Annotated in this window: 26 protein-coding genes and 1 pseudogene; 18 read left to right on the plus strand and 9 right to left on the minus strand. The window is 65.5% G+C overall.

What is annotated here, in order from left to right:
- Nucleotides 1-5 precede the first annotated feature (5 nt).
- A complete protein-coding gene (locus ACT53K_RS00445) occupies nt 6-851 on the minus strand; it encodes a S1/P1 nuclease (RefSeq protein WP_476226555.1) in 846 nt (281 codons plus the stop codon).
- Between the two features lie 254 nt (nt 852-1,105).
- Nucleotides 1,106-2,047: an isoaspartyl peptidase/L-asparaginase family protein gene (locus ACT53K_RS00450; protein ID WP_476226556.1), complete on the minus strand. Its 942-nt coding sequence runs from the start codon at nt 2,045-2,047 to the stop codon at nt 1,106-1,108.
- A gap of 394 nt (nt 2,048-2,441) precedes the next feature.
- On the opposite strand from ACT53K_RS00450, the gene ispG reads away from it, so the two are divergent.
- The 3 genes and pseudogenes from ispG to ACT53K_RS00465 form a co-directional block, all read left to right on the plus strand.
- Nucleotides 2,442-3,566 carry a flavodoxin-dependent (E)-4-hydroxy-3-methylbut-2-enyl-diphosphate synthase gene (gene ispG / locus ACT53K_RS00455; protein ID WP_476226557.1) on the plus strand — a complete coding sequence of 375 codons (1,125 nt, stop codon included), beginning with the start codon at nt 2,442-2,444 and terminating at the stop codon, nt 3,564-3,566.
- Nucleotides 3,567-3,615: 49 nt separating this feature from the next.
- A complete protein-coding gene (locus ACT53K_RS00460) occupies nt 3,616-4,605 on the plus strand; it encodes an alpha/beta hydrolase family protein (protein WP_476226558.1) in 990 nt (329 codons plus the stop codon).
- 3 nt (nt 4,606-4,608) lie between these two features.
- Nucleotides 4,609-4,884, plus strand: a pseudogene (locus ACT53K_RS00465) (flavodoxin-dependent (E)-4-hydroxy-3-methylbut-2-enyl-diphosphate synthase); the annotation flags it as partial.
- Between the two features lie 28 nt (nt 4,885-4,912).
- Here ACT53K_RS00465 and ACT53K_RS00470 read toward each other — a convergent pair.
- Nucleotides 4,913-5,998: a hypothetical protein gene (locus ACT53K_RS00470; RefSeq protein WP_476226559.1), complete on the minus strand. Its 1,086-nt coding sequence runs from the start codon at nt 5,996-5,998 to the stop codon at nt 4,913-4,915.
- Between the two features lie 113 nt (nt 5,999-6,111).
- Between ACT53K_RS00470 and ACT53K_RS00475 the strand changes: the two genes are divergently transcribed.
- From ACT53K_RS00475 to ACT53K_RS00490, 4 genes are all read left to right on the plus strand, one after another.
- A complete protein-coding gene (locus tag ACT53K_RS00475) occupies nt 6,112-6,888 on the plus strand; it encodes a hypothetical protein (protein WP_476226560.1) in 777 nt (258 codons plus the stop codon).
- Nucleotides 6,889-7,051: 163 nt separating this feature from the next.
- Nucleotides 7,052-7,942, plus strand: a complete 891-nt coding sequence (locus tag ACT53K_RS00480; RefSeq protein ID WP_476226561.1) for a DMT family transporter — start codon at nt 7,052-7,054, stop codon at nt 7,940-7,942.
- Nucleotides 7,939-8,418: an N-acetyltransferase family protein gene (locus ACT53K_RS00485; RefSeq protein ID WP_476226562.1), complete on the plus strand. Its 480-nt coding sequence runs from the start codon at nt 7,939-7,941 to the stop codon at nt 8,416-8,418. Before ACT53K_RS00480 ends, ACT53K_RS00485 begins: the two co-directional genes overlap by 4 nt.
- The gene (locus ACT53K_RS00490) at nt 8,418-8,738 is read left to right on the plus strand and encodes a DMT family transporter (RefSeq protein WP_476226563.1); all 321 of its coding nucleotides are present in this window, start codon (nt 8,418-8,420) and stop codon (nt 8,736-8,738) included. Before ACT53K_RS00485 ends, ACT53K_RS00490 begins: the two co-directional genes overlap by 1 nt.
- Nucleotides 8,739-8,756: 18 nt before the next feature.
- Here the strand turns inward: ACT53K_RS00490 and ACT53K_RS00495 are convergent, their stop codons facing one another.
- On the minus strand, nt 8,757-9,392 hold the full coding sequence (locus tag ACT53K_RS00495) for a hypothetical protein (RefSeq protein ID WP_476226564.1): 636 nt from the start codon (nt 9,390-9,392) through the stop codon (nt 8,757-8,759).
- A 156-nt stretch (nt 9,393-9,548) separates the two neighbouring features.
- Here ACT53K_RS00495 and ACT53K_RS00500 point away from each other — a divergent pair, with 156 nt between their 5' ends.
- Nucleotides 9,549-11,900 carry a glycoside hydrolase family 31 protein gene (locus ACT53K_RS00500; protein ID WP_476226565.1) on the plus strand — a complete coding sequence of 784 codons (2,352 nt, stop codon included), beginning with the start codon at nt 9,549-9,551 and terminating at the stop codon, nt 11,898-11,900.
- 3 nt (nt 11,901-11,903) lie between these two features.
- Here ACT53K_RS00500 and ACT53K_RS00505 read toward each other — a convergent pair whose 3' ends face one another.
- On the minus strand, nt 11,904-13,064 hold the full coding sequence (locus ACT53K_RS00505) for an MBL fold metallo-hydrolase (RefSeq protein ID WP_476226566.1): 1,161 nt from the start codon (nt 13,062-13,064) through the stop codon (nt 11,904-11,906).
- Between the two features lie 115 nt (nt 13,065-13,179).
- Here ACT53K_RS00505 and ACT53K_RS00510 point away from each other — a divergent pair, with 115 nt between their 5' ends.
- The 7 genes from ACT53K_RS00510 (at nt 13,180) to ACT53K_RS00540 (ending at nt 22,004) form a co-directional block, all read left to right on the plus strand.
- The gene (locus ACT53K_RS00510) at nt 13,180-13,422 is read left to right on the plus strand and encodes a helix-turn-helix transcriptional regulator (RefSeq protein WP_476226567.1); all 243 of its coding nucleotides are present in this window, start codon (nt 13,180-13,182) and stop codon (nt 13,420-13,422) included.
- The gene (locus ACT53K_RS00515; protein ID WP_476226568.1) at nt 13,422-13,907 is read left to right on the plus strand and encodes a hypothetical protein; all 486 of its coding nucleotides are present in this window, start codon (nt 13,422-13,424) and stop codon (nt 13,905-13,907) included. The genes ACT53K_RS00510 and ACT53K_RS00515 overlap by 1 nt, the downstream gene beginning before the upstream one ends.
- On the plus strand, nt 13,904-14,416 hold the full coding sequence (locus ACT53K_RS00520) for a hypothetical protein (protein ID WP_476226569.1): 513 nt from the start codon (nt 13,904-13,906) through the stop codon (nt 14,414-14,416). The genes ACT53K_RS00515 and ACT53K_RS00520 overlap by 4 nt, the downstream gene beginning before the upstream one ends.
- A gap of 32 nt (nt 14,417-14,448) precedes the next feature.
- The gene (gene ligA, locus ACT53K_RS00525) at nt 14,449-16,575 is read left to right on the plus strand and encodes an NAD-dependent DNA ligase LigA (RefSeq protein ID WP_476226570.1); all 2,127 of its coding nucleotides are present in this window, start codon (nt 14,449-14,451) and stop codon (nt 16,573-16,575) included.
- A 158-nt stretch (nt 16,576-16,733) separates the two neighbouring features.
- Nucleotides 16,734-19,973 carry a TonB-dependent receptor gene (locus ACT53K_RS00530; protein ID WP_476226571.1) on the plus strand — a complete coding sequence of 1,080 codons (3,240 nt, stop codon included), beginning with the start codon at nt 16,734-16,736 and terminating at the stop codon, nt 19,971-19,973.
- A gap of 196 nt (nt 19,974-20,169) precedes the next feature.
- Entirely contained in the window at nt 20,170-21,204 is a 1,035-nt protein-coding gene (locus ACT53K_RS00535; protein ID WP_476227263.1) for a sensor histidine kinase, read from the plus strand.
- Nucleotides 21,201-22,004 carry a LytR/AlgR family response regulator transcription factor gene (locus ACT53K_RS00540; RefSeq protein WP_476226572.1) on the plus strand — a complete coding sequence of 268 codons (804 nt, stop codon included), beginning with the start codon at nt 21,201-21,203 and terminating at the stop codon, nt 22,002-22,004. Before ACT53K_RS00535 ends, ACT53K_RS00540 begins: the two co-directional genes overlap by 4 nt.
- Nucleotides 22,005-22,158: 154 nt before the next feature.
- On the opposite strand, the gene ACT53K_RS00545 is transcribed toward ACT53K_RS00540, so the two are convergent.
- Together ACT53K_RS00545 and ACT53K_RS00550 are read right to left on the minus strand one after the other, a co-directional pair.
- A complete protein-coding gene (locus ACT53K_RS00545) occupies nt 22,159-22,437 on the minus strand; it encodes a DUF3297 family protein (RefSeq protein ID WP_476226573.1) in 279 nt (92 codons plus the stop codon).
- A 127-nt stretch (nt 22,438-22,564) separates the two neighbouring features.
- Nucleotides 22,565-22,930 carry a hypothetical protein gene (locus ACT53K_RS00550; RefSeq protein WP_476226574.1) on the minus strand — a complete coding sequence of 122 codons (366 nt, stop codon included), beginning with the start codon at nt 22,928-22,930 and terminating at the stop codon, nt 22,565-22,567.
- 126 nt (nt 22,931-23,056) lie between these two features.
- Here ACT53K_RS00550 and ACT53K_RS00555 point away from each other — a divergent pair, with 126 nt between their 5' ends.
- A complete protein-coding gene (locus ACT53K_RS00555) occupies nt 23,057-23,455 on the plus strand; it encodes an EVE domain-containing protein (RefSeq protein WP_476226575.1) in 399 nt (132 codons plus the stop codon).
- On the opposite strand, the gene ACT53K_RS00560 is transcribed toward ACT53K_RS00555, so the two are convergent.
- Nucleotides 23,364-24,050: a hypothetical protein gene (locus tag ACT53K_RS00560; protein ID WP_476226576.1), complete on the minus strand. Its 687-nt coding sequence runs from the start codon at nt 24,048-24,050 to the stop codon at nt 23,364-23,366. The two genes, ACT53K_RS00555 and ACT53K_RS00560, sit on opposite strands and share 92 nt — an antisense overlap.
- 160 nt (nt 24,051-24,210) lie before the next feature.
- Nucleotides 24,211-24,558 carry a carboxymuconolactone decarboxylase family protein gene (locus tag ACT53K_RS00565; protein WP_476226577.1) on the minus strand — a complete coding sequence of 116 codons (348 nt, stop codon included), beginning with the start codon at nt 24,556-24,558 and terminating at the stop codon, nt 24,211-24,213.
- Between the two features lie 81 nt (nt 24,559-24,639).
- Between ACT53K_RS00565 and ACT53K_RS00570 the strand changes: the two genes are divergently transcribed.
- On the plus strand, nt 24,640-24,939 hold the full coding sequence (locus ACT53K_RS00570) for an ArsR/SmtB family transcription factor (protein WP_476226578.1): 300 nt from the start codon (nt 24,640-24,642) through the stop codon (nt 24,937-24,939).
- Nucleotides 24,936-25,460 (plus strand): rhodanese-like domain-containing protein, encoded by a 525-nt coding sequence (locus ACT53K_RS00575; protein WP_476226579.1) that lies wholly within the window; start codon nt 24,936-24,938, stop codon nt 25,458-25,460. The genes ACT53K_RS00570 and ACT53K_RS00575 overlap by 4 nt, the downstream gene beginning before the upstream one ends.
- Nucleotides 25,461-25,546 lie beyond the last annotated feature (86 nt).

Genomic DNA, 25,546 nt, shown 5'->3' on the forward strand with positions numbered 1-25,546 from the left:
CCGGCTCAGCCCAATGCCTGGTCGAGCAGCTTCGCAAGCCGGATGCCGCCGCGCAGCACTTCCTGCCGCGCCACCGGTACCAGCTGCGCGATCGTCGCTTCGTCGAGATGGCCGTCGTGCGGCGCCGCGGTGCAGACATTCGGCCCCAGCGCGCTGGGATAGACAGTATCGCGCGCCACCTGCCAGCTCTCGCGGCTCCAGTCGGTGACGGTGCCCGCGCCGATCCGCGCCCGTTCGGCGACGCTGTAGCGGCGGACCAGCCCGGGCGGCGAGGTGATCGCGCGCTCCGCCAGATAGCCGTCCCACACCGAATGCAGGTTCAGCCGCTTGCCGCTGTAGAGGCCGTAATTGGTCTTCACCTTGTTACCGCCCTCGTCGCCATGCTCGCCGGCATGGAGCGGCTGGTGCAGATCGCCGACGAAGTGGATCAGGAACACCAGCGCCTGCACCCGGTCCTTCAGCGCGGTCTTGCGGTCCTTGAGCAGCCGGACGTCGCGCTCAATCTGGGCGGAGACGCAATTGCCGTCCTTGCACGGCGGCACCAGATCGAACGGCTTGCAGATGTCGACGTCCTGATAATGCCAGCTATAGGCATAGCCGAAGCGGTCGCGCAGCGGCTTCACGCAATCGGCCCAGACGCTTGCCTGCTCGATCGTCCGCGCCGGGCAGGTCGGCGTATCGAGCAGCGTCGTGCGCGCCAGCAGCGCATCGATCCGCGCGCGCACCCTGGGCGTCACGTTGCGATAGGCAATCGCAGCGACCGTCTGGTGGCCATATTCCCAATAAGCGGAGGCGGGCGCAGCGGCGCCAAGGCCAAGCAGCGCGGCGAACAGGGCAAATACGCGACTCATGGGGCAAGCCCGTAGGACGCGGCGCTTTTCGGTTCAATCGGTTAGGGGGCCGGTTCCCTCGAATCGGGTCACCCGCACCTTTGTTCTTTCCGAGCCTCCCAGAGGCATTCCCCTCCCTGCAAGGGAGGGGCCAGGGGTGGGTCCGCCGCCGTGAGGCGGCGGGACTCGCTGTCGATTTGGGAATGGAGTTTCAGGAGCGCGCAGACGCGCGCACCCACCCGACCCCTCCCTTGTCAGGGAGGGGGTAAGGCCGCTCAACCTTCCCCGTAAATCGCCACCTGCTTTGCGCCCTCGCTGGTGATACGCCCGCGATACATGCCTGAGGTGGTGAAGCTCCACGCCAGCGCGCCGTCCGGCGCTGCGACAATCACGCCGCCGACGCCGCCCATTGCCTTCACATCGCCCAGCACATGGTCGGCTGCCGCCTGCACGTCTTCGCCCAGAAAGCGCATCCGCGCGGCGATCTCATGCCCCACGCCTTCGCGGATGAAGAACTCGCCGGCGCCGGTGGCGGAGACTGCGCAGGCGCGGTCGTCGGCATAGGTGCCTGCGCCGATTACCGGCGAATCGCCGATCCGGCCCCAGCGCTTGCCGGTCAGCCCGCCGGTCGAAGTGGCGGCGGCGACATGGCCGTTCGCATCCATCGCCACCGCGCCCACGGTGCCGTATTTCATGTCGATATCGAACCAGCCGTCGCCGGCCCGCGCCTTCATCACGTCCAGCTGTTGCCGCCGCTCGGGGGTGCCGAACCAGCTATTGTCGACCTGCTCCAGCCCCTGTTCGCGGGCGAACTGGTCGGCGCCGGCACCGGCGAGCAGCACATGCGGGCTCGCCGCCATCACGCTGCGCGCCAGCGCCACCGGGTGCCGGGTGGTCTGGGCCCCGGCGATCGCCCCGGCATCGCGGGTACGCCCGTCCATTATCGCGGCATCCAGAGTATGCTCGCCCTCCCAGGTATAGACTGATCCACGGCCGGCGTTGAAATGCGGATCGTCCTCCAGCGCCTCGACTGCGGCTTGCACGGCATCGAGCGCCGATCCGCCCGCCGCGAGCCGCGCCGCGCCCGCTTCCAGCGCGGCATCGAGCCCGGCCAGTGCGCCCGCTTCCTGCTCGGCGCTCAACATCCCCGGCGTCATCATGCCCGCGCCGCCATGGATCATCAGCGTCCAGCGAGGCTTGGGGGTGGCGGTGGGCATGGGGACGCGCTCCTAAGGACAGAAATCGCGGCGTCTCTAGCAGATCGGGCAACGGGTCCAAGCCATGGTCGCTTGGACTATGGTGGGCAGCGGTGTCGCCTAGGTCGCCCCCTCTCCCCTTGTGGGAGAGGGAGGGGCCCGCCGCCTTAGGCGGTGGGAGGGAGAGGGGGCGATTTGCCTTCCGCAAATCGCGCGGCTGCTCTTGCAGCCGCTCACCCTCTCCAAGCTCCGCTAGGCAGCAAGCTGCCAAGCTTCGCTATCCTCCCCCATCAAGGGGGAGGAGAAACCATGTCGCGGCGCGGCCCACTCCGTCCGCGATTGCCGCTGGCGGGCAAGGAAAAGCTCGGCCGCATCCGCCCTAGCCCCGTGGCATCGAAACGCCTATATGGCGGCCATGTCCGTACGACCCTGGCGCGATATCGTCCGGCGGCAGAGCCGTCAGATCATGGTGGGCAATGTTCCCGTGGGCGGCGACGCTCCGGTGACGGTGCAGACCATGACCAACACCGCGACGTCCGACGTGAAGGCGACGATCGACCAGATTCGCCGCTGTGAGGATGCCGGGGCCGACATCATCCGCGTCTCCTGCCCCGATGTGGAGAGCACCACGGCGCTCCGCCAAATCGTCCGCGCCGCGCGCGTGCCGATCGTCGCCGACATCCATTTCCACTACAAGCGCGCGCTCGAGGCCGCCGATGCCGGCGCCGCCTGCCTGCGCATCAACCCCGGCAATATCGGCTCGGCCGACCGGGTGAACGAAGTGGTGAATGCCGCCAAGGCGAACGGCGCCTCGATCCGCATCGGCGTCAATGCCGGCAGTCTCGAGAAAGACTTGCTCGAAAAATATGGCGAGCCCTGCCCGGAGGCGCTGGTCGAATCCGCGCTCGACCATATCAAGCTGCTGCAGGATCGCGATTTCCACGAATTCAAGGTGGCGGTGAAGGCGTCGGATGTGTTCCTGGCGGTTGCTGCCTATCAGCAGCTCGCCGACGCGGTCGATTGCCCGCTGCACCTGGGGATTACCGAGGCGGGCGGATTCGTCGGCGGCACGGTCAAGTCGGCGATCGGCATCGGTTCGCTGCTGTGGTTCGGCATTGGCGACACGATCCGCGTCAGCCTCTCGGCCGAGCCCGAAGAGGAAGTGCGCGTCGGCTTCGAGATTCTGAAATCGCTCGGCATCCGCAACCGGGGCGTGCGCGTCGTTTCCTGCCCGAGCTGCGCGCGCCAGGGCTTCGACGTGATCCGCACCGTGCAGGCGCTGGAGGAAAGACTCCAGCACATCCGCACGCCGCTGTCGCTCTCGGTGCTCGGCTGCGTCGTCAACGGTCCGGGCGAAGCGCGCGAAACCGACATCGGCCTGACCGGCGGCGGCAACGGCAAGCACATGGTCTATCTGTCCGGCCTGACCGACCACACGGTGGAGGACGCCGACATGCTCGATCACATCGTCAAGCTCGTCGAGGCCAAGGCGGCCGAGATCGACGCGGCCAACGCTGCACCGGCGCAGGCGGCAGAGTAGATCCCCAGATTGTCGTTGTCCGGCGAGGCTGTCGCTGCAACAATGAGCTATGCGCGAGTGGAAGTCTGGCATCGTTATGATGCTTGTATCGCTTTTGCCCTGCCTCCTGGCTCTTCCTGCCGAAGGGCAGGGGACGTCGGTTCCGTTCCCGCTCGCTACACATAGCGTCACCGACAAGTTGGGACGAAAGATAACCTATTATCTAAGCCGGCCGAGCCGTCCCGCGGCATTGTTGCTCATGATTCAAGGCTCAGGATGTACGCCTGTCATCAAGGGGCAGGGCGAGAATAGATACAGCACGCTGTTCGATCTCTTGCCCTTTGCGGCCGAGCGGAATTTTGCGGTGATGGCGGTTGAAAAGCCGGAAGCCGATTCCGGCGCTAGCGGCGGTACCGCGCAAGAGTGCAGCACCCGGTTCAATGTAGACTTTACCGCAGAGCGGTGGCTGACGGCATTGATGGCGGCGGTCGATGATGCGCGTCTCCAGAACGGGGTGGATTCCCGCCGGACAATTCTACTCGGAATTTCCGAAGGCGCCGTGATGGCGAGCTTGCTGGCCGGTCGCGACCCCAGTGTCTCTGACGTGATTGCTATCGGCGGCTCTGGTACCACCCAGTTGTTCGATTTTCTGGCGTCGGCCTATGCGCGATGCTTTGACCGCAGCCATTGTATTGAGGAGGTGGAGAAGCAGATTGCGGCCATCCGCGCCGACCCCGACAGCACGACCAAATTCGCGTGGGGGCATCCGTACCGCCGCTGGTCTTCGTTCTTCGCGGTGGAGCCTGGCGATGAACTGGTCCGTAGCCATGCCCGCGTATATCTGGCTTTCGGTACTGCCGACTTCAGCACGCCACCGCTTTCGCAAGAAGTTGCGGTCGCCAAGCTACTGGCTGCTGGCCGTGACCTCACAGTGCGTCGTGTGCCGGATGCCGACCATAGCCTGGTGGGACCGGGTGAAGACTACTCCGCTCTCGATCGTGAGTACCGGCGTGCGTTGGCATGGACGGGTCTCATTCCCAAAATCCAGCAATCGCCGTGACCGATGGTGTGTGATCCGAGCTGCGCACGCCAGGGCTTCGACGTGATCCGCACCGTGCAGGCGCTGGAGGAACGGCTCCAGCACATCCGTACGCCGCTGTCGCTATCGGTGCTCGGCTGCGTCGTCAACGGCCCCGGCGAGGCGCGCGAAACCGACATCGGCCTGACCGACCACATTGTCGAGGATGCCGACATGCTTGACCATATCGTCAAGCTGGTCGAGGCCAAGGCGGCCGAAATCGAAGCGGCGAACGGCGCACCGGCAGCGGCGGCGGAATAGGGGCGAGGCGCGGCCCCGCCCCGGGGCGTCACAGCCGGTAATAATAGAGCAGGCTGCCGGCCTCATTCCCCTTCGCGCCTTGCGAGAAGAGGAAGTAGGAAACCACCAGCACCTTGCCGCGTCCGTTCGGATCGTCGACCACGTTCACGCTGGGGTTGCCGAAGGACGTGCTTCCCGCCGGCGTTTCGGGCAGGATCTGGGTGATCGTGCCATAGCCATTGGGCGCAACCATGGCTTCGTTGAACTTGTACAGGAAAATCCGCCATTTGTCCCAGGAGGCGGCGGGGGTGCCGACATTACCTTCCTGCAGCACGTAGCGGCTGGTGGTGGTGCTCAGCAGGTCGCGCTGGCCCAGATTGCCGGTCACGCCGGCCGCCTGGAACTGGGCATTATAGCGATCGGCAGTCACCGAAATCGCCAGCGGCGCGGTGTGCTGCGCGAACAGGCGGAACATGCTGGTGGTGGCGTTGACGTCGCGCTTTCCGTTCCAGAAATGGAAGCCGATCTGCCCCGCCAGGCAAGGGCTGGTGCCGCAATAATCCTGGTGCAGTTCGAAAAAGCTCGGCGTGCCGTTCATGGCATTCTGATAGCCGGGCTGAATCCAGCTCGCGCGGATGGCGCGGTTGTACAGATCGGCGAAGCTGTAGAACAGCTGATAGCCGATGCGCGACGGGCCGGTGGAAATCTGGCCGCGTGCCGTCCACTGCTCGTGCGCCAGCACGATCCAGCCCGATCCGCGGACCAGCGACAGCCGCGGCATGCCGGCATGGTCGATGACCGTGCCGAGATAGTTCCAGTTCATCAGGTCGTTGGATACGGCCAGATTGACCTTGAAGTGCAACCCGCCCGCCGCCGGATAGGCCGTGTGATAGACGGCGGCATATTTATAGGGCTGGCCGGTCATCTGCACGACCGAGGGGCTGTCCATCGCGTTGCCGACATTGTCGCGCAGGCCATAGCGCGCTGCCGAGGCGAATTTGGGATATTGCAGGTAATAAGCGACCTGCCGGTCGCTCAGCGCGGGGCTGTAATCGCTGTTCGCGGCGCGGGCGACGGGCGTGATCCAGGTTGCGGCAAGCGCAGCCAGAGCGAGCAAAAGACGCAAGGGGAACATGGCGTACTCCGTCAGAGCCGATCCCCCTCGATCGATCAGATATGATCCGATGGGCGAACGGCCCTCCCGCGCCGGCCACGACCTGTCCCGTCGCGCCGCCTGGTTCCGCAGAAATGCCGTTTGCTTTCGGCCTAGTTATAGAGGGCGCCCGGTACGGGCGGCGGCTGGCGCGGGAAATTTTGGTGGCTGACAGTTCGAATCGGGCGGGAATCTCGAATCGGATGCGAGCGCCTATCGACAATGATGACTACATTTGTAATCAATGCTGTCCGATACCTGTTCGAGGAGGATTTGTGGTGGAATATCGGTCTTTGGCGGCGGCTCTTGCCATTCTCATCGGCTGCACGGCGCCGTTGGCGGCGTCTGCGCAAGCGGCTGCTGCCGTGGACAATGCCGAGATGCAGACATTGTTCGCCGCGGATCAAGTCGCGCGGACCGGCATCAAACCCGAACAATTTGCAGACCGCGCCTTTGTCACAAAGATGATCGCGGACGATCAGCAGCGGCGGGTGGCGGCGCGGCGCTTGCTCGATGCCGGCGCGCTCCACACCGGCGCGGATTATTACGCCGCCGCGTTCGTCTTCCAGCATGGGACGACCGCAGACGATTACCTGCTCGCGCACAGCCTCGCGCTTGCCGCCGTCGCCAGAGGAAAGGCGGATGCGAGCTGGATCGCCGCGGCCACGCTGGACCGCTATCTGATGAAGATCGGCCAGAAGCAGATTTACGGTACGCAATTCATCAGCGCGAAGGCGACCGGTCCGACCATGGAGCCCTATGATCCCGCGCTGGTGCCGGACTCGCTGCGCGAAGCCCTCGGCGTTCCCGACCGCAAGGCGCAGAATGCCCGGCTGGAGACGATGAAGGCGGCTGTTTCTCCGCCGAAATAAGGGGGAGGTGTCAGATGTGTAATTGTCGACATAAGATATTGTAAAATAAAGATAATAAGCCGAATTGGGTGTTGCTGCCTTCCCTCCGGAAAGCTGTCAAAGCCCTAAACTTCATAAACTTCACCCCCTCGCCAAGCGGGCGCCGGGGCGCTAACCGGCGGGCATGCGCCGTTCCCCCGCCCTTGCCTTTGCCGTCGCGGCGCTGGGTATCGCCAATTATTCGGTGATGGATGCGGTGATGAAGGGCATGTCGATTGCTCATGGCGCCTATAGCGCGGTGCTGTGGCGGTCGGTCGGGGCGATCGTGCTGCTCGGCCCGATCTTCGTCGCCCGGCGGACGCGCTGGCCAGGGCGGGCGGCGCTGATGCTCCATTTCTGTCGCGGGGTGACCGCCGGCCTTTCGGTGCTGCTCTTTTTCTGGGGGCTGGTGCGGGTGACGATGGCGCAGGGAGTAGCGCTGACCTTCCTCGCCCCGCTGATCGCCTTGTTCCTGGCCGCGATGTTCCTTGGCGAGCGCATTCGCCGCGCGGCGATCGGCGGATCGCTGGTCGCCAGCCTGGGCGTGTTCGTCATCGCCGCCGGCCAGGCGCAGGCGCATGCCTCGACCGAGGTGGTGCTGGGGTCGGTTGCAGTCTTCCTCGCCTCGATCCTCTACGCCGGCAGCCTGATCCTGCTGCGGCGCCAGGCGCAGATTGCCGACCCGATCGAGGTTGCGCTGTTCACCAGCATCGTACTGGCGCTGGTGCTGCTGCCGGGGGCGCCGTGGCTGTCGACCATGCCCGGCGTGGCGCTGTGGCCGTGGATTATCGGCGCGGCGGCGGTCGGCTCGGTGTCCGCCGTGCTGCTCGCCTGGGCCTATGCCCATGCCGAGGCGCAGGTGCTGGCACCGGTGGAATATACCGCGTTCGTCTGGGCGGCGATCCTCGGCTATGTCGTGTTCGACGAGCGGGTTTCGCCCTGGACGGTGGGCGGCGCGGTGCTGATTATCCTGGGCTGTCTGGTCGCGATCCGCGGCCGCGTGGCACCCGCTCCGCAGACCGAGGCCGGTGCATGACCCATATCCGCTTTGCTACTCCCGAAGACGTGCCGCAGATCCTCGCCTTCGTCCGCGAACTCGCCGAGTTTGAGCGCGAGCCCGAGGCGGTCGTCGCGACCGAGCCGATGCTGGCAGCGGCGCTGTTCGGCCCACGCTCGGCGGCCGAGGCGGTGATCGCGGAGCATGACGACGGAACGCCGCTGGGCTTTGCCTTGTTCTTCCAGAACTTCTCCACCTGGACGGGGTTGCCGGGCATGTATCTGGAAGATCTGTACGTCACCCCTGCCGCGCGCGGCGCCGGGGTGGGCAAGGCGCTGCTTCGTCATCTGGCGGGGATCGCGGTTGATCGCGGCTATGGCCGGTTCGAATGGTCGGTGCTCGACTGGAACCAGCCGGCGATCGATTTCTACCGGGCAATGGGTGCGGTGGGGATGGACGAATGGACCGTGCAGCGCGTGACCGGCGCGGCGCTGGCCCGGCTGGCGGGACGCTGATGGCCTGGGCCGCGCTGATCCTGGGCGGGCTGTGCGAAGTGGGGTTCACCACCTGCCTGCGCTTCGTCGACGGGTTTCGCAGTATTCCCTGGACGCTGTGCTTTCTCCTTTCGGTCACGGCGTCGATGCTGCTGCTCGAATGGGCAGCGCGGACGATCCCCATGGGCACTGCCTATATGGTGTGGGGCGGCATCGGCGCGTTCGGCACCGTGGCGGTGGGCATATTGTGGTTCGGCGAGCCCGCCACGTTGGTGCGACTGCTGCTGATGCTGGGACTGGTGGCGTGCATCGCCGGGTTGCGGATGGCCGGGGGGCACTGATCCCGCCGGGGCGCTGGCTTAAAGGGGCTTGCCGTCCTTCCCGATCAGCTCGATCCGGTACGCGCATCCGTAGAGCGTCTTGCCGGCATGGCTGGTGACGGTCGACACGTTGCGCGTAATCGTCGTGTGCGTGCCGAAGCTTTCGCCGGCGGTCGGCGGCTCGACCCGATCGACGACGATCTTCTCGCCAAGGAACTTTGCCGATTTCTTCGCCATCGCCTCTAGCTCGGGCGGCACCGCCTCGCCGGATTCGCGCATTGCTGCGATCAGCGGATTGGAATCGGCAGCGTTCTTGATCCCCTGCGCCTGTGCGAGCGGCGCCGGATCGGCCAGATCGAGGATGGCGAGCACGCCGGTCGAGGTGAAGGCGATGCGGCGTGTGCGGTACTGGCCTGCCACGGTGATCGGGGCGGGCAGTTCATATTCGGTCATGAATGCATTGCCGGTCTTCACCGCCACCCAGTGGCGTTTCTGCGCGATCTTCTCTTCGCCGTTCAGCGCCAGCGCGAAGCCGTTATAGGTCGGCGCATCGAGCTTGCATTCGATCGCGTCGACGACGTTCACTGCTGCGGGATCGAACTCGGAATCCGCCTGGGCGGTAAGCGTTGCGGGGGCGAGAAGGGCCAGTACGGCACTGAAATGAAATATGTGCATAGCTGATATCTAACCGAGGGTAACGGCGCTGTCGTTTCGCGGCGGGCGATTCGGCGCAAATGGGCCACGGTGTGGCGCGCCGGAAATACTGGTCATCGCCGCATTTGTCTGACAAGAAGCGCCGCAACCGATATGCGTGAGAGGAAAGGATCACCCTTGAAGGCTGCGTCTATGCTGCTGCTGAGCGCAGCCCTGCTTGCCCCGTTTACCCCAAGTTTCGCGGCGCCCGCAGAACGCCAGGACGCGCCGGCGCAAGCGGTGCAGTTGCGCTCGCAAAGCCCGACCGGCGCAGTGTTCCAGACCACGCAGGGCCTGCTGGTGCTCACCGTGTGGGGCGAACGGACGCTGCGCGTCACGATGCTGCGCGAAGGGGCCGAGCGGGCGCCGGACCTCGCGCTGGTCGGCCAGCCGGGTAAGGTGGCGTGGACGCTCGCGCAGGAGCCCGATCGCTTCCTGCTCATCACGCCCGAAATGCGGGTGACGGTCGATCGCAAGACCGGCGCGGTCGCGCTGCTTGGCGCTGACGGCAAGCCGCTGGTGGCGGAAACCGCGCCCGATCGCCGCAAGGCCGGCGGTGCGCCCGATGGCGATGCGGCGATCCTACAAGCCTTTGCGGTGCGTCCCGACGAGGCGATCTATGGCCTGGGCCAGCATCAGGCCGGCCTGCTCGACTATCGCGGGACCACGGTGCGGTTGCAGCAGGCGAATACCGATGTCGGCGTGCCGGTGCTCGTTTCGACTGCGGGCTATGGGCTGTTCTGGAACAATGCCGCCGTCACTGAAGTCGCGGTCGATACGCCGCAGGCATCGAACCAACTCGTCTTCCGTTCCCAGGCGGGCGAGGGGATCGATTATTTCCTGTTCGCCGGCCCCGATGTCGATGCCGTGATCGGCGCCTATCGCCAGCTCACCGGCGCCGCGCCGCTGCTGCCGCGCTGGGCCTGGGGGCTCTGGCAGTCGAAGGAGCGCTATGCCTCGCAGGCCGAACTGCTGGGTGTCGGCGCCGAATATCGCCGGCTGGGCATCCCGCTCGATGCCGTGGTGCAGGACTGGCAATATTGGCAGCCCGGCGGCTGGGGCGGCCACCGGATGGACCCGGCGCGCTATCCCGATCCCAAGGCGATGCTCGCCGAGTTGCATCGCCAGAATCTGCACAGCATCGTCTCGGTCTGGCCGCGCTTCGACATAGGCCTCGACACGACCCGCGCGTTGGATGCGGCGGGCGGGCTCTATCCCAAAACCTATCCCAATGTGTATCCGGCCGGGGAAGGGCGCTGGTACGACGCCTTCTCCGCCACCGCCCGGCAGCTCTACTGGCGGCAGATTTCGGAGCGGCTCGGCGCGCTCGGCTTCGACGGATACTGGCTCGACGGCAGCGAGGCGGAGCTGGGCGGCCACTGGGGCGAAATGGCCGAGGTGACGACCGCGGCGGGGCCGGGCGCAGCGGTCTATAACGCCTATCCACTGATGCACACCACCGCAGTGCATGACGGCATGGCTGCCGATTTCCGGGCGAAACGTCCCTTGCTGCTCACGCGCTCGGCCTGGGCGGGGCAACAGCGCAACGCAGCCTTCACCTGGTCGGGCGATGTCAGCGGGCGGTGGGACGTGTTCCGCCGCCAGATTCCTGCCGGCGTCAATTTCTCGATGAGCGGCAATCCCTTCTGGTCGGCGGATATCGGCGGCTTTTTCGGCGGCAGCCCCAAGGATCTCGCCTATCAGGAGCTGTTCACGCGCTGGCTGGAATTCGCCGTGTTCAACCCGATGTTCCGCATCCACGGCACCGGCGAGGGCAAGGAACTCTACAGCTTCCCCGAGGCGGCGCGCGGACCGCTGCTCGATGCGGTGGCGCTGCGCTATCGCCTGCTGCCCTATCTCTATGCCCAGTCCTGGGCAGTCGCCGACAAGGGCGCCTCGTTCCTCTACGCGGCGGGCATGGTGTTCCCCGGCGATCCCGCCGCGCGCGACCTGCGCGACGAATATCTGTTCGGTCGCGGCCTGCTGGTGAGCCCGGTGGTCGAGCCGGGCGCGACCAGCCGTCGGGTCTATCTGCCCGCCGGCACCGAGTGGATCGATTTCTGGACCGGCGCGCGGCATGCGGGCGGCGTGTCGATCACGGTAGCCGCGCCGATCGGACAGATTCCGGTGCAGGTCGCAGCGGGGACGATCCTGCCGCTGGGCTCGCCGGTGCAATATGCCGATCAGTCGCCGGCGCTACCAGTGGAGCTGCGTGTCTATCGCGGTGCCGATGGTCATTTCACGCTCTATGACGATGCCGGCGACGGCACCGGCTGGAAGCGCGGCGAACATGCGACGATCGACCTGCGGCTCGACGACAAGGCAGGGGTGCTGGAAATCGGCGCCCGCGCGGGCAGCTATCCGGGCATGGTCCGCACGCGCCGCTTCCGCATCGTCCCGGTGACGCCCGGCAATGGTGTCGGGCTGGCGCAGGGGGCAGGGCGCGACGTGGTCTATGACGGCGCACGCCTCACCGTGAAGCTCGACTGAGCTTCAGCGGAACCGGTCGAAGGCGCCCCGTTCGCGGCAGCGGGTGATCGCCACCTCGTCGGCGGGCGGCACCGGTGCGGTGAGCGGCGGGACGGCAAAACCCTGACCGATGCCGTGCCGTGCGAACCGTGCCGGATCGGTGCCGCCGCAGCGCAGCACCGCCGCCAGCATCGCCGGCGGGGTGTCATAGGCTTCCCAGGAAAGCCGGAAGGTGCCCCAGTGGATCGGCAGGGCATAGGGGCGGCCCAGCCCCTGCCACACCCGCTCGGCATCGCGCGGGCCGATATGTGCATCGGCGGCCATCTGTCCGGGCTTGAAGCGGAAGGCGCCGACGGGAATTGCGGCGAAGCGGATCGGCCCCAGCGCCGCGGCTTCCTTCGGCCATTTGCCGTCGCCCCAGCCGGTATCGCCGGCGAAGAAAACATTGCCGCCGGGCAGGGTGACGACGAAGCTCGACCATAGCGCGCGGTTGCGGTCGGCAAACCAGCGGCTGCTCCAGTGATGGTTGCGCGTCACCACCACGGCGACGCCCGGCCGCACCGCCAGCCTTTGCCCCCAGTCGAGCGCGCGCGCCGGCACCCCGGCCTGGCCGATGACGCTGTCGTTGCCGAACGACGTGACGATCAGGGGGCGGTCGCGGTCCCACAGGCGCTTCAGCGTCGCAAGGTCGAGATGGTCGTAATGGTTGTGGCTGACCAGCACGAGGTCGATGCGCGGCAGATCGGCAAAGCGCACCCCCGGTTCGGCAACGCGCGCCGGGCCGATGCCGAACGGACCGGCGGTGTTGCTCCACACCGGATCGGTGAGGATGTTGAGGCCCTGTGTCTGGATCAGCACGGTCGCATGACCGACCCAGGTGACGCGCATCGCCTCGCCCGCCACTCGCGCAGGCGGATGGTCGGTCGTGACCGCGACATGGTCCGGCCAGACCGGGCGTTCGTTCCGCGTCAGCAAATGGTGCAGGATGAACACGAAGCCAAGGCTGGCCGGAGGGGCGGTTTCGCCGTCGGGATTTTCGAAATGCTGGCCGTCGAAATGGCCGCTCGCCGGCCCGCGATAATAGATGCGGTCGAGGAAGGGCGGTACGATCGTGGCGATCAGGCACAGCCCCACCACCGTCCAGAGCACTCCCCCGATCAGCCAGCGGCCAAGCCTGTGTCGCATTGCCATGCGCTCCTGTCGCAACCGCATCCGCAGAGATCAAGCCTGTCCCACCGGGCATTGACCGCCAATTATGTTGTGTATACACAACGAATCGCATGAAAGAGCGGATGGTTCCGTGAATATCTACAACCGCATTGCGCTATTCCGCACCGAAGCGGGTATGACCCGCCGGGCGCTTGCCGAGGCGGTCGAGGTGAATCCGCAGACGATCGGCTATCTCGAACGGGGCGACTACAAGCCCAGCCTGGAACTGGCGATGCGGATCGCCGCCGTGTTCGACGTGCCGGTGGAGATGCTCTTTTCGTTCGAGCCCTTCGAATCCGTTGCAGCCGCGCTGCGCCGGGCGGGAGAGATGTGATGGCGAATGGCTACCGGTTCGGTGGATCGCTGTGGGGCGTGCGGCGGTATCACGACACGCGTTGGCTGTTGTTGAGCGGTATTGCGCTCATGTTGATCTATGCCGGTGCCTCGCCGTTCATCTCCGGCAAGGAAGCCTATGTCCGCTTTTTTCCGCCAGTTTCTATCCTGTTGTCGGCAATCCTGAGCCGCTTGCCCTTTGCGCGACGCAGGTTTGGCGTGCCGAGTCCGGACGAATTTGAACGTGATACGTTGCAGCGCGCCACCCTGTACGGGTTTCGGGTGTTGCTGCTGCTGGTGTCTGGCCTCTTCGTCTGGCTTTGTGCCGCATCCCATTTCCATTGGCCGATGCCCCGTTCGCCCTATGACTGGTTCCTTTGGGGCGTCGCCATCCTGTTCAGCGGCCTCGCGTTACCTACGCTGTTCGCTGAATTCCTGATCCCGTTTCCGCCCGAAGCGGATGCCGAGGAGGATGCCTTGCTATGACGAACCGCTTCATCGCCACCCTTGATGCGGTCGCCAACCGCACCGGCATTCCCGCGCTGGCCGAAGGGCGGCCGCGCCGACGCCTGCTCCGGTGGACGCCGGTGGTCGCGCTGGTGTTCGCGAGCGCCGGAATTGCCACCGAGTTCCTGTCGGAGGGGCGGCAAGTCCATCTTGGCCATGCCCTGGTGACGTTCGGCTTTGTGGCGAGCGTTTTCTGCCCGATATTCGGGCCGCTCAAGCCTTGGGGTACGCTCGAGACGGTGGACGAATGGGACCGCGACTTGCGCCGCCGCGCCTTCCTCGCCGGCTTTGCGACAATCGCAGTTGCGGCACTTGCGCTGTTCTGGACCATTGCTGGCCTTGCCGCGCTGCGGAACTGGTCGGGACCGGACATGGCGCTGCGGGCGATGGGCTGCGCCTTCTTCCTCATGGCGCTCTATGGCAGCGTCCCCACCCTCTATGCCAGTTGGGCCACGCGCCCGCTCGACCCTGCCGACGAGGAGGCTTGATCGCAGCCCCCGCATTCCCCTAGCGCTGGGGCATGACGCTGCCCCGCATGCCCGAAGATGCCGCTGCCGAGCTGGAACGGCTCGCGGCCGAGATTGCGTATCACAATCGCCGCTATCACAGCGAGGATGCGCCCGAGATCAGCGATGCCGAGTTCGATGCGCTGGTCCGCCGCAACGCCGAAATCGAGGCAGCATTTCCCGACCTGATCCGCGCCGATTCGCCGTCGCGTCAGGTGGGTGCCGCTCCGGCCGGGCATCTCGCCAAGGTTGCCCATGCGCGGCAGATGTTCAGCCTCGACAATGGCTTCAACGACGAGGATGTCGCCGATTTTCTCGGCCGCGTGCGCCGCTTCCTCCGCCTTGGCGAAGACGAGCCGCTGCAGCTCACCGCCGAGCCCAAGATCGACGGCCTCTCCTGTTCGCTCCGCTATGAAGACGGTGTGCTGGTGCAGGCGCTGACGCGCGGCGACGGGCGGATCGGCGAGGATGTGACCGCCAATGTCCGCACCATCGCCGACATTCCCGATCGGATCGCCGGTGCGCCCGCCATCTGCGAGGTGCGGGGCGAGGTCTATATGGCCAAGGCCGATTTCGCCGCGCTCAACGCCCGGCTGCTCGAAGAGGCCGAGGCGACGGGCAAGGAAGCGCGCCAGTTCGCCAATCCGCGCAACGCCGCCGCGGGATCGCTGCGGCAGAAGGATGCCGCCGTCACCGCCACCCGGCCGCTGCGCTTCTTCGCCTGGGGCTGGGGCGAAGTGAGCGAACCGCTTGCCGAGACGCAGTTCGACGCCATTGCCCGCATCCGGGGCTGGGGCTTTCCGGTATCCGACCTGTTCGTCCACGCGCCGACGCTGGCCGACGCGCTCGCCCAACATCGCGCGATCGAGGCGCGGCGGGCGGACCTGGGCTTCGACATCGACGGCGTCGTGTACAAGGTCGACCGGCTCGATTGGCAGGAGCGGCTCGGCTATGTCGGCCGCGCGCCGCGCTGGGGTCTGGCGCATAAATTCCCCGCCGAACGCGCTCAGACCAGCCTGCTCGCGATCGACATCCAGGTCGGCCGCACCGGCAAGCTGACGCCCGTCGCGCGGCTGGAGCCGGTGACGGTGGGCGGCGTCGTCGTCAGCAACGCGACGCTCCACAATGCCGACGAGATTGCGCGCCTCGGCGTGCGCCCCGGCGACCGGGTGGTGCTGCAACGCGCCGGCGACGTGATCCCGCAAATCGTCGAGAATCTGACCCGCGATGTCGAACGACCGGCGTGGCACTTCCCCGGCCATTGCCCGATTTGCCAGTCCGAAGCGGTGGCGGAGGAAGGCGAAGTCGATATCCGCTGCACCGGCGGGCTGATCTGTCCGGCCCAGCGGCTGGAGCGGCTCAAGCATTTCGTCAGCCGCGGCGCGCTCGACATCGACGGGCTCGGCGAGAAGACGCTGGTGGAGCTGCTCGACCTAGGCTGGATCGCCGAACCGGCCGACATCTTCCGCCTCGCCCGGCATCGCGAGGCACTATTGGGCCGCGAAGGCTGGCAGGAAAAATCGGTCGACGGCCTGCTCGCCGCGATCGAGGCGAAGCGCGAACCCGATGCCGCGCGCCTGCTGTTCGGGCTGGGCATTCGCCATATCGGCGCGATTACCGCGCGCGACCTGCTCAAGCGCTATACGACGCTGCCGGCGATCGAGGCGCTGGCCGACGATCTGATCGCGCTGCGCGACGCGACGCCTCCCGCACTGGGTGAGACTGATGCCAAGCACCGCGCCCGGCTCGACAAGGCGATTGCCGAGCGGATCGGCGTGGAAAATGTCGGCGCCGCCGTGGGGCAGGCGCTCGCCGATTTCTTCCACGAGCCGCATAATCGCGCGGTGTGGAGCGACCTGCTTGGCGAAGTCGCGCCGCCGCCTTTCGTGGTCGAAACCCGCGCTTCCGAGGTGAACGGCAAGACGCTGGTATTCACCGGCACGCTGGAGGCGCTGAGCCGCGACGAGGCCAAGGCGCAGGCCGAGCAGCTAGGCGCTCGAGTCGCGGGCTCGGTATCGGCCAAGACGGACCTGGTGATTGCAGGCCCGGGCGCGGGCTCGAAATTAAAAAAAGCAGCCGAACTGGGTGTGCAAGTCATTTCGGAAGAGCAATGGCTGGCCATTGTCGCCGCTTCCGGGTGATGTTTTTTTGCAACGCAGCACAGGTTAATGGCAGATGAACGGCTTCGCCTGTTGACTGTCATGGAAGCGACATAAAAGACGGTCATGGGGGCGGTCATGACGGTGAAACTCACCGCGTGAAGTGCCGAGTTTGCACACCGAAAAGGGAACCATTTTACATGCGTAGCATGCTTTTTGCGGGCACGGCTGTTGCCGCGCTGATGATTCCGGCCGCTGCCATGGCGCAGGAAACGACGTCTACCATTCAGGGCACGGTCACTTCCGGTGGCGCTCCCGTTGCCGGTGCCACGGTTACGGTTACGCACGTTCCCTCGGGCACGGTCTCCAAGGTTACGACTGCGACGGACGGCGCCTTCACGGCAGCCGGTCTCCGCGTTGGTGGCCCGTACACCGTGAAGGTTACGAGTGCTGCCGGTGAAGCGAGCGTCACCGACATCTTCACCATCGCCGGCCAGCCCTTCAGCCTGCCGGTCGAAGTTGCCTCGCAGGGTGAAGTCGTCGTTACCGCATCGCGCGTGAAGGGTGCCGGCGTAATCGGTTCCGGCCCGGCTACTGTACTCAGCGCCAACGAGATTTCGCGCGTCGCCTCGGTCAACCGCGACATTCGCGACCTCATGCGCCGCGATCCGTTCGCCACGCTAGACACCTCGCAGTCGACCGGCCGCCAGGTCACCTTTGCCGGCATCAATCCGCGCTTCAACCGTTTCACCGTGGACGGCGTGCCGATCACCGACAGCTTCGGTCTGAACCCAGATGCGCTGCCGTCGCGTCGCGGCCCTGTTCCGATCGATTCGATCGGTGAGTTCCAGACCCGCGTCGCGCCGTACGATATCCGCGACGGCTTCTTCCAGGGCGGCGTTGTCAACGCAGTCTTGAAGTCGGGTACCAACAGCTTCTCGGGAAGCGCCTTCTACACCATCAGCAGCGATGGCCTGACGGGCGAGCATCTGAAGCCGTATGTGACCAATCCGACCGGCTATGCGCCGCAGCCCAAGTTCACCAGCAAGGACTTCGGCGCCACGCTGTCCGGCCCGATCATCAAGGACCGGCTGTTCTTCATGGTGTCGGCCGAGCGCGTGCGTGCCGACAACCCGTTCAACATTGCCGCCAATACTCTGACGCAGGCGACCTATGATCAGATCGCCAGCATCGCCCAGAGCAAATATGGTGTGAATGCCGGCGGCCGCCTGACCAACCAGAACGACCGTGACGATCGCATTGTCGGCCGTGTCGATGCCAATATCGCAGATGGTCAGCGCCTGGCGATCACCGGCATGTACACGAAGGACCAGATCAACACTCTGGGCTTCAACACCGCCACCAATCAGTCGACGCTGTCGAACGACTATATCAAGCCCAACCGCATGTGGGCCGGTGTTGCGACCTGGAACGCCACCTGGTCGCCCTCCATCTCGACCGAAACGCAGGTTCTCTACAAGGACTATAAGAGCGGTCAGAACCCTATGCTCGCCAAGACTGCGCTAGCCGTGGTCTGCACCGATCCGGGTGCGGCGAATGCGATCACCGTCGGTAACCCCACCCAGTGCTCGTCGAACGTGACGTCGCTGTCGGTAGGCCCGCTCGGTTCGGCGCAGACCAACGTGCTGCACACCAAGACCTTCGATTTCAAGGAAGTGCTCCGCGTTTCGCTCGGCAATCACAGCATCCGCATGCTGTATGACTATCAGCACGTCCGGAACTACAACCTGTTCATCGGCCAGACGGCGAACCCGGGCGCAACCGGCATCTCGTCCGGTGCCTATGGCGCCTATTATTTCGACTCGATCGCTGCGTTCCAGGCGGGCACCGCGCAGGAATTCGGCTACGCCAACGCTACCACGGGCAATCCGAGCGATGCGGCAGCAGCATTCGGCTACACCACCCACACTTTCGGCATTCAGGATGACTGGACGGTTCTGCCGAGCCTGACGCTGACCTATGGCGCGCGCTACGATCTGTTCGGCGGCGAAAATCGCCCGCTGCTCAACCAGGCGTTCGTCGCGCGTGAAGGCTTTGCCAACACTGCCTTCATCGGTGGCCGCGGCTTGTTCCAGCCCCGTGTCGGCTTCAACTGGAAGGCGACGCCCCGCCTGGCCGTGCGTGGCGGTGTCGGTATCTTCGGCGGTGGCACGCCGGACGTGTATATCGGCAACAGCTTCTCTTCGAGCGGCGTGCAGCCGGTGCTGCTCAGCACTGCCACCAATCCTGCCTATCTGACCAATGTCAGCCTCACCCAGGTTCCTGCGGGGGCGACGGCGGCGCTCAACGGCACGAAGAACGCCCCGGTTGCGGCGCTCGACCCGAACTTCAAGATTCCGTCACAGTGGCGCGGGTCGTTGACGGCAACCTATAACCTAAACCTCGGTGGTCTGGGCGACGGCTGGATCATCTCGGCCAACGCACTGATTTCGAAGACTCGCGAAGGCATCCTCTATCGCGACGGCCGCGCCGTTCCGATCGCGGGCTCGCTGACTCCGGATGGCCGCCAGCGTTATCAGGATCTGACGCCCGCCAGCCAGGGTGGTCCGTCGGGCAATGCCGACACCATTCTCGGCAACACCACCCGCGGTCATGGCTATATCGGCGTCGTCAGCCTGAACAAGAAGTGGGACAACGGCTTTAGCATCTTCGGTAGCTTCACCTACCAGGATGTGCGCGACCAGGCTGCGGTGACGTCGTCGATCGCGTCGTCGAACTATGGCAACACGGCCTATATGGATGCGAACAGCGGTGCCTTCGGTCATTCGAACGATGAAGTCCGCTACTCGTTCAAATATGATGTCGCCTTCGAACATGCGTTCTTCGGCGACTACAAGACTCGCATCGACCTGTTCGGCGAAACCCGTATCGGCTCGCCTTACAGCTACACGATGCAGGAAGCGGGCACGACGAACGGCCGCGGGAACGTGTTCGGTACTTCGGGCAACACCAGCCGTTTCCTCTTCTATGTGCCGAATGGGGCGAACGATCCGCTCGTCACCTATGACAGCCCGGCCACCCAGGCGCGTATCCAGCAGATCATCAATTCGACCGGTCTGAAGAACTATCTGGGTCGCATCGCGCCGCGCAATGCGTTCAACTCGAAGTGGTTCACCAAGATCGACCTTCACCTCGAGCAGCAGATTCCGACCTTTATCGGCAAGTCGCGTATCGCGGTCTTCGCCGACATCGAGAACCTGCCCAACCTGATCAACCACAAGTGGGGCGAGCAGCTTCGCAACTTCTTCCCCTTCACCGACGTGGTGGCGAAGGTCGCGTGCAAGCAGGTCGGCACCAATCCGTGCGGTCAGTATGTCTATTCGGCCCCGAGCAGCGACTCGTTCCTGGCCGATCAGCTGATCACCGTGAACGGCTCGTCGCTCTACTCGATCCGTCTGGGTGCGAAGTTCAGCTTCTGATCCACACGCACGACAAGTCGTAACAAAGCCGCCGTCCCGGGAACCCGGGGCGGCGGTTTTGCTTTTTGGCGAGGGATGATAGAGGCACTGGGTGGCCAAGAAAGCTGACCCCGAAACGCGGCGCGTGCCGCAGAAACTGCAGCGGCCGGGATTCCTGTCCCGCCCCTTTTTCGAAGACAAGAGCCGTGCCTTCTGGATGCTCCAGGCTACCGGGTGGAGCGGCTATCTGTTGCTGCGCACCGTTTCTTCGGTGTCGAACGGCTTTTCCTTCGAAGGCATCATCAAGGCGATCATCGAGGCGATTGTCGGCTATTGCCTGACGCTACTGCTCTCGGCCGCCTATGGCCAGTATCGCCGGTTGCCGCGCATCCCGGCCGTGCTGCTGACGCTGGTGAGCCTGGCTGCGGCCGCTTTGGTCTATGCCGTGCTGGAGGCCTTTACCTATTCGTTCACCGCGCCCGATCCGGGCGTCACGCTCGCCCGCGTGCTCGGCTACAGCTTCCTCACCTTCACGGTGCTGGCCGGCTGGTCCGCGCTCTATTTCGGGATCAATTTCTATCTGATCGTCGAGCAGCAGATCGACCAGATGCAGATACTGGAGAACCAGGCGTCGAGCGCGCAGCTCGCGATGCTGCGCTACCAGCTCAACCCGCATTTCCTGTTCAACACGCTCAACTCGATCTCGACGCTGGTGCTGCTCAAGCAGACCGAGCGCGCCAATGTCATGCTCTCGCGCCTGTCCTCGTTCCTGCGCTATACGCTGGCGAACGAGCCGACCGCGCATGTCACGCTGGCGCAGGAGGTGGAGACGCTGAAGCTCTATCTCGAAATCGAGAAGATGCGCTTCGACGAGCGGCTGCGACCGCATTTCGACATCGACCCGCGCTGCGCCCGTGCGCGGCTGCCGTCGCTGCTGCTCCAGCCCCTGGTCGAAAACGCGATCAAATATGCCGTGACGCCGCAGGAAGAGGGGGCTGACATCACCGTCACGGCTCGGCTCACCGGCGATAGGGTGCAGATCGCCGTATCCGATACGGGTCCGGGATTGATCGAAGCGCGGCCGAGGCCGACGCTTTCCACCGGCGTGGGGCTCGCCAATATACGGGAGCGGTTGGCGCAGGCTTTCGGGCCTGACCATCGTTTCGAGACGCAAACGAAACCCGGGGAAGGTTTCAGCGTTGAGATCGAGATACCGTTCCAGCTTGAGGAACCGAACCGAGAGGCCGCATGACCATCCGTACCATCCTCGTCGACGACGAACCCCTGGCAATTCAGGGGCTGGAGCTCCGCCTTGAGAGCCATGAGGATGTCGAAATCATCGACAAATGCTCCAACGGCCGCGAGGCCATCCGATCAATCAAGACCCATAAACCCGACCTGGTATTCCTCGACATCCAGATGCCCGGCTTTGACGGTTTTTCCGTCGTCCAGGGCTTGATGGAAGTCGAACCGCCGCTGTTCGTGTTCGTCACGGCCTATTCGGATCACGCGATCCGCGCGTTCGAGGCGCAGGCGATCGACTATCTGATGAAGCCGGTGGAAGAGGCGCGGCTGGCCGCCACGCTCGACCGCGTCCGCCAGCGGCTTGCCGAGAAGCGCGGCGTGGAAGAAGTCGAAAAGCTGAAGGAAGTGCTGGCCGAAGTGGCGCCCGACGCCGCCGAGGAACTAGCGACCGGCGATGCGCCGGAACTGTCTGCCAACCGTTTCGAAAAGCTCATCAACATCAAGGATCGCGGCCAGATTTTCCGCGTCGATGTCGACACGATCGAGCGGATCGACGCCGCCGGCGATTACATGGTGATCTATACCGGCGAGAATAATCTCGTTCTGCGCGAGACGATGAAGGATCTCGAAAAGCGGCTCGACCCGCGCCGCTTCCAGCGCGTCCACCGCTCGACGATCGTCAATCTCGACCTGGTCCGCCAGGTGAAGCCGCATACCAATGGCGAGTGTTTCCTGGTGCTCAACTCGGGCGCGCAGGTGAAGGTATCGCGTTCCTACCGCGACGTGGTGGCGCGCTTCGTACACTGAGGGCGGAGGGGCCGCCCTCACCCTTCCGCCGCTTCGCGGCTCCCGCCCTCCCCCAAGGGGAGAGGGACTTTCACACCTCTCCCTTTGGGAGAGGGAGGGGCCCGCCGCCGAAGGCGGTGGGAGGGTGAGGGTGATTGCCCTCATGGCACCGGGCTCAGCCCTCGGCGCTGTCCTCTTCCGCTGTGGCTTCCGCACCGCCGTTCTGGAACCAGGCTTCGACCGGGCCGGTCAGCTTGATCGTCAGTGGCTGGCCCTTGCGGTCGGTCTTCTTGCCCAGCGCCACGCGCACCCAGCCTTCGGAGATGCAATATTCTTCGACATCGCGGCGCTCGACGCCCTTGAACTTGATGCCTACGCCGCGTTCCAGCAGCTCGCGCTGGAAATAGGGGCTGCTCGGATTGACGGAAAGCCGGTCGGGAGGAGTATCGCTCATGGCCCGCGCTATTGCCGCTAATCGGCGGCCGGTTCAAGATAGCGGTGTGGCAAGTGGGCTCCGGCCAGCCCAGGCGGCGACGCGCACCCGCCGATGAATGCGCATCGCCCCGTGGTGCGTGGCGGCATCAGTCGCAGTACCGCACCATCACATGGTGGCCGATATAGGGATCCCACACGCGCCGCACATAGCAGCTATCGTAATAGCGATAGTAGCGCGGGTAATAATCGTGGCGATACCAATAGCCATCGGTCGGATAATAGCCGCGCTCCGCATAGAAGCGGCGGTCGTAATCATAGCGATGGTCGTTCGCCAGCGCCGCGCCCAGCGCCAGCCCGGCCACGCCCGCCACCACGGCGACGCCGGCCGTATCATCATGGTGCCAGCGGCGGTGCCAGCGCCAGTCCTGCGCCTCGGCGGCCGGCGCCAGCGCGGTCAACAGCGTGGCACCCAGCGCCCCGCCCAGCACCAGTTTCTTGCCCAGAAGGGTCATTGCGCTTCTCCTCAACCTCGCGGCGCCGCAAACCCGCCGGCGCCGATGCAAGTGCGTTTCGCACAGCCTGGCTGAACCGGTGCGGAATCGGGTATTCAGCCGCGGTTTAGGCGGCTAACGAGCGGCATGGCCTATTGGATCCTTCGCTCTGAGCCCGATGCCTATTCGTGGGACGATCTGGTCCGCGACGGCGCCACCGAATGGAACGGCGTGCGCAACTATACCGCGCGCAATTTCCTGAAGGAGATGGTGCCCGGCGACCAGGCGATCTTCTACCATTCCAACATCCAGAAGGCGGCCGTGGGGATCATGGAGATTACCCGCGCCTGGCAGCCGGATGGTGACGACGGCAAATGGGCCAGCGTCGCGGTAAAGCCGGTGCGCCCGCTCGCCCGGCCGGTGCCGCTGCCCGACATCAAGGCCGAGCCTCGGCTTACGGCCCTCGAGATGCTGCGCCAGTCGCGTCTGTCGGTGACGCCGGTGCGGCCGGAGGAGTGGGCAGTGCTGCTGGAGATGGGCGGCTAGAGCCCGCTGCCGCTGCGATCGCGGTTTCCGGCGTCCAGGCCGGGTCATCCAGATTGATCGGTATCCGGTTCGACTTGTCGGGCTTCTTGCGGAACATCCGGCCGACGCCCTTGCCGGCATCGCCCACCAGCTTGAAGAAATTGGTCGATTCGCCCGGCTCTTCGCAGCAGCTAGCGGGGTTGATCGCCTTGCCGATCAGCCGCACCGCCGCCGTGCTCGCGCCGAACACATCGACGCCCACCAGACACCCCTCCATCCGGGTCGCGCAAGGCGCCTGGGTGAGCGCCAGTGCATCGCTGCCGCGCCCGTCTGGATTGCTCGGCATCGGCCGGTCGGGCGGCCCGCGATCGCGGGGCAGCGGCAGGCGCGGTATGTCCAGCCCCTTGCCGCACACCACCACTTCGTCGGGCTCGCCGAACCTGCCGGTCTTGGCCGAGGCGCAGGGATCGGCAAGGATCGACCAGCGCTGCCCGCCGCCGGCCACCTGCTCGGGTGCCTTGGCCGTGGCGCTGGTGGCGACGGTCTGCGCCTTGGGGGCGGGGGCGGCATGATCCTGGACCGTCTGGGCCAACCACAAGAGCGCAACCAGCAACATCCGCACCTCCCGGGAAGACGGGCGAATAGACCATGGCCGGGGCACGGGGGGAAGCGGGTTTTGGCGATGCAGCCGCGTCGTCGCTTCCCCCATGCTGGTCGGGCTGTAACATAACGCAGCGCAGCCGATGCCGGGAGCCAGCCCGCTCACCGATACCCGTCTACGCCGCCTCGGCAAACTGGTCGTACGCCCGCAGCGCATCGGCGGCGTACATCAGCGCCGGGCCGCCGCCCATATAGACGCACATCGCCATCACCTCGGCGACTTCCTGCCGGCTCGCCCCCATGCCGACCAGCGCCTTGGCGTGGAAGCCGATACAGCCGTCGCAGCGCTGGGTGACGCCGATCGCCAGTGCGATAAGCTCCTTGGTCTTGGCATCGATTGCCCCGTCACTGCCCGCCGCCTTCGCCATGGTGTGAAAGCCCGCCATGGTGTCTGGCACCAGCTTCCGGAGCTGTGCCGAATAGGCGCTGATGTCCTGGGTGAGTGCGGGATAATCCTTGGCCATCGGGGTAACTCCCTATTGATTCACATATTCATGAATTGATATAGTAGTGGAATGAATGCAAGTCCCCTCGTAAATCCCCTGATGGAAGCCATGGCGCCGAAGGCGGCGGGCGCCGCTGCGCTGCTATCCGGCCTCGCCAGTCCGCACCGGCTGATGATCCTGTGTGCGCTGGTCGGTGGCGAGCAGAGCGTCGGCGCGCTGATCGCGGCGACCGGCATCGCCCCGACCTCGATGTCGCAGCATCTGAACAAACTCAGGCAGGAAGGCATCGTCACGGCGCGGCGCGACCACCGGACCTTGTTCTACGCAATCACCCATCCTGCCGTGCGCGACCTGATGGCGGTGCTGCACGACCATTTCTGTGGAAAGGAACCCACATGACCGCAACGATTTCCGCGCCCGAGGCGCACCGCCTGCTCGCGCGCGGCGAGGCGCTGCTGATCGATGTGCGCGAGCCCGACGAGTTCGCGGCCAGCCACATTCCCTACGCCGCGTCGATGCCGCTGGGGGCGCTGCCGGTGCTGCTCGCCGATGCTGCGTTGCCGGGCGACCGGCTCTTGATTTTCCAGTGCCAGAAGGGCGGGCGCGGCGGCCAGGCCTGTGCGCTGGCCGAGGGCATGGGCGGCGGCCGGGTGCGCAATCTCGAAGGCGGGATCGAGGCATGGGCGGCGGCGGGACTGCCGCTCGCGGGTGGCGGCGCGCCGCGCGTGTCGATCTTTCGCCAGGTGCAGATGATCGTCGGGCTGCTGGTGCTGGGCTTCACCCTCGCAGGGCTGGCGGGCTTCGCGCCCGGCTTCTACGCGGCGGGCTTTTTCGGCTTAATGCTCGCCTTTGCCGGGTTCAGCGGCTGGTGCGGGCTGGGCCTGCTGCTCCAGCGGATGCCGTGGAACCAGGTGGTGTAGGGCGGGCTGCCACCGGCCGTTCATCCCCAACAAAAAGCCCCCGCCGTCGCCGGCAGGGGCTCTTTTCTTCACCGTGTCGGCGCGGC

It is taken from the genome of Sphingomonas sp. DMC8 (genome assembly GCF_056314185.1).

What these genes read in the sequence shown, in the direction of transcription:
- ACT53K_RS00445 (WP_476226555.1), bottom strand. Translation starts at nt 851, where the DNA reads ATGAGTCGCGTATTTGCCCTGTTCGCCGCGCTGCTTGGCCTTGGCGCC.
- ACT53K_RS00450 (WP_476226556.1), bottom strand. Translation starts at nt 2,047, where the DNA reads ATGCCCACCGCCACCCCCAAGCCTCGCTGGACGCTGATGATCCATGGC.
- ispG (WP_476226557.1), top strand. Translation starts at nt 2,442, where the DNA reads ATGTCCGTACGACCCTGGCGCGATATCGTCCGGCGGCAGAGCCGTCAG.
- ACT53K_RS00460 (WP_476226558.1), top strand. Translation starts at nt 3,616, where the DNA reads ATGCGCGAGTGGAAGTCTGGCATCGTTATGATGCTTGTATCGCTTTTG.
- ACT53K_RS00470 (WP_476226559.1), bottom strand. Translation starts at nt 5,998, where the DNA reads ATGTTCCCCTTGCGTCTTTTGCTCGCTCTGGCTGCGCTTGCCGCAACC.
- ACT53K_RS00475 (WP_476226560.1), top strand. Translation starts at nt 6,112, where the DNA reads ATGCCGTTTGCTTTCGGCCTAGTTATAGAGGGCGCCCGGTACGGGCGG.
- ACT53K_RS00480 (WP_476226561.1), top strand. Translation starts at nt 7,052, where the DNA reads ATGCGCCGTTCCCCCGCCCTTGCCTTTGCCGTCGCGGCGCTGGGTATC.
- ACT53K_RS00485 (WP_476226562.1), top strand. Translation starts at nt 7,939, where the DNA reads ATGACCCATATCCGCTTTGCTACTCCCGAAGACGTGCCGCAGATCCTC.
- ACT53K_RS00490 (WP_476226563.1), top strand. Translation starts at nt 8,418, where the DNA reads ATGGCCTGGGCCGCGCTGATCCTGGGCGGGCTGTGCGAAGTGGGGTTC.
- ACT53K_RS00495 (WP_476226564.1), bottom strand. Translation starts at nt 9,392, where the DNA reads ATGCACATATTTCATTTCAGTGCCGTACTGGCCCTTCTCGCCCCCGCA.
- ACT53K_RS00505 (WP_476226566.1), bottom strand. Translation starts at nt 13,064, where the DNA reads ATGCGACACAGGCTTGGCCGCTGGCTGATCGGGGGAGTGCTCTGGACG.
- ACT53K_RS00515 (WP_476226568.1), top strand. Translation starts at nt 13,422, where the DNA reads ATGGCGAATGGCTACCGGTTCGGTGGATCGCTGTGGGGCGTGCGGCGG.
- ACT53K_RS00520 (WP_476226569.1), top strand. Translation starts at nt 13,904, where the DNA reads ATGACGAACCGCTTCATCGCCACCCTTGATGCGGTCGCCAACCGCACC.
- ligA (WP_476226570.1), top strand. Translation starts at nt 14,449, where the DNA reads ATGACGCTGCCCCGCATGCCCGAAGATGCCGCTGCCGAGCTGGAACGG.
- ACT53K_RS00530 (WP_476226571.1), top strand. Translation starts at nt 16,734, where the DNA reads ATGCGTAGCATGCTTTTTGCGGGCACGGCTGTTGCCGCGCTGATGATT.
- ACT53K_RS00535 (WP_476227263.1), top strand. Translation starts at nt 20,170, where the DNA reads ATGCTCCAGGCTACCGGGTGGAGCGGCTATCTGTTGCTGCGCACCGTT.
- ACT53K_RS00540 (WP_476226572.1), top strand. Translation starts at nt 21,201, where the DNA reads ATGACCATCCGTACCATCCTCGTCGACGACGAACCCCTGGCAATTCAG.
- ACT53K_RS00545 (WP_476226573.1), bottom strand. Translation starts at nt 22,437, where the DNA reads ATGAGCGATACTCCTCCCGACCGGCTTTCCGTCAATCCGAGCAGCCCC.
- ACT53K_RS00550 (WP_476226574.1), bottom strand. Translation starts at nt 22,930, where the DNA reads ATGACCCTTCTGGGCAAGAAACTGGTGCTGGGCGGGGCGCTGGGTGCC.
- ACT53K_RS00555 (WP_476226575.1), top strand. Translation starts at nt 23,057, where the DNA reads ATGGCCTATTGGATCCTTCGCTCTGAGCCCGATGCCTATTCGTGGGAC.
- ACT53K_RS00560 (WP_476226576.1), bottom strand. Translation starts at nt 24,050, where the DNA reads ATGTTGCTGGTTGCGCTCTTGTGGTTGGCCCAGACGGTCCAGGATCAT.
- ACT53K_RS00565 (WP_476226577.1), bottom strand. Translation starts at nt 24,558, where the DNA reads ATGGCCAAGGATTATCCCGCACTCACCCAGGACATCAGCGCCTATTCG.
- ACT53K_RS00570 (WP_476226578.1), top strand. Translation starts at nt 24,640, where the DNA reads ATGGAAGCCATGGCGCCGAAGGCGGCGGGCGCCGCTGCGCTGCTATCC.
- ACT53K_RS00575 (WP_476226579.1), top strand. Translation starts at nt 24,936, where the DNA reads ATGACCGCAACGATTTCCGCGCCCGAGGCGCACCGCCTGCTCGCGCGC.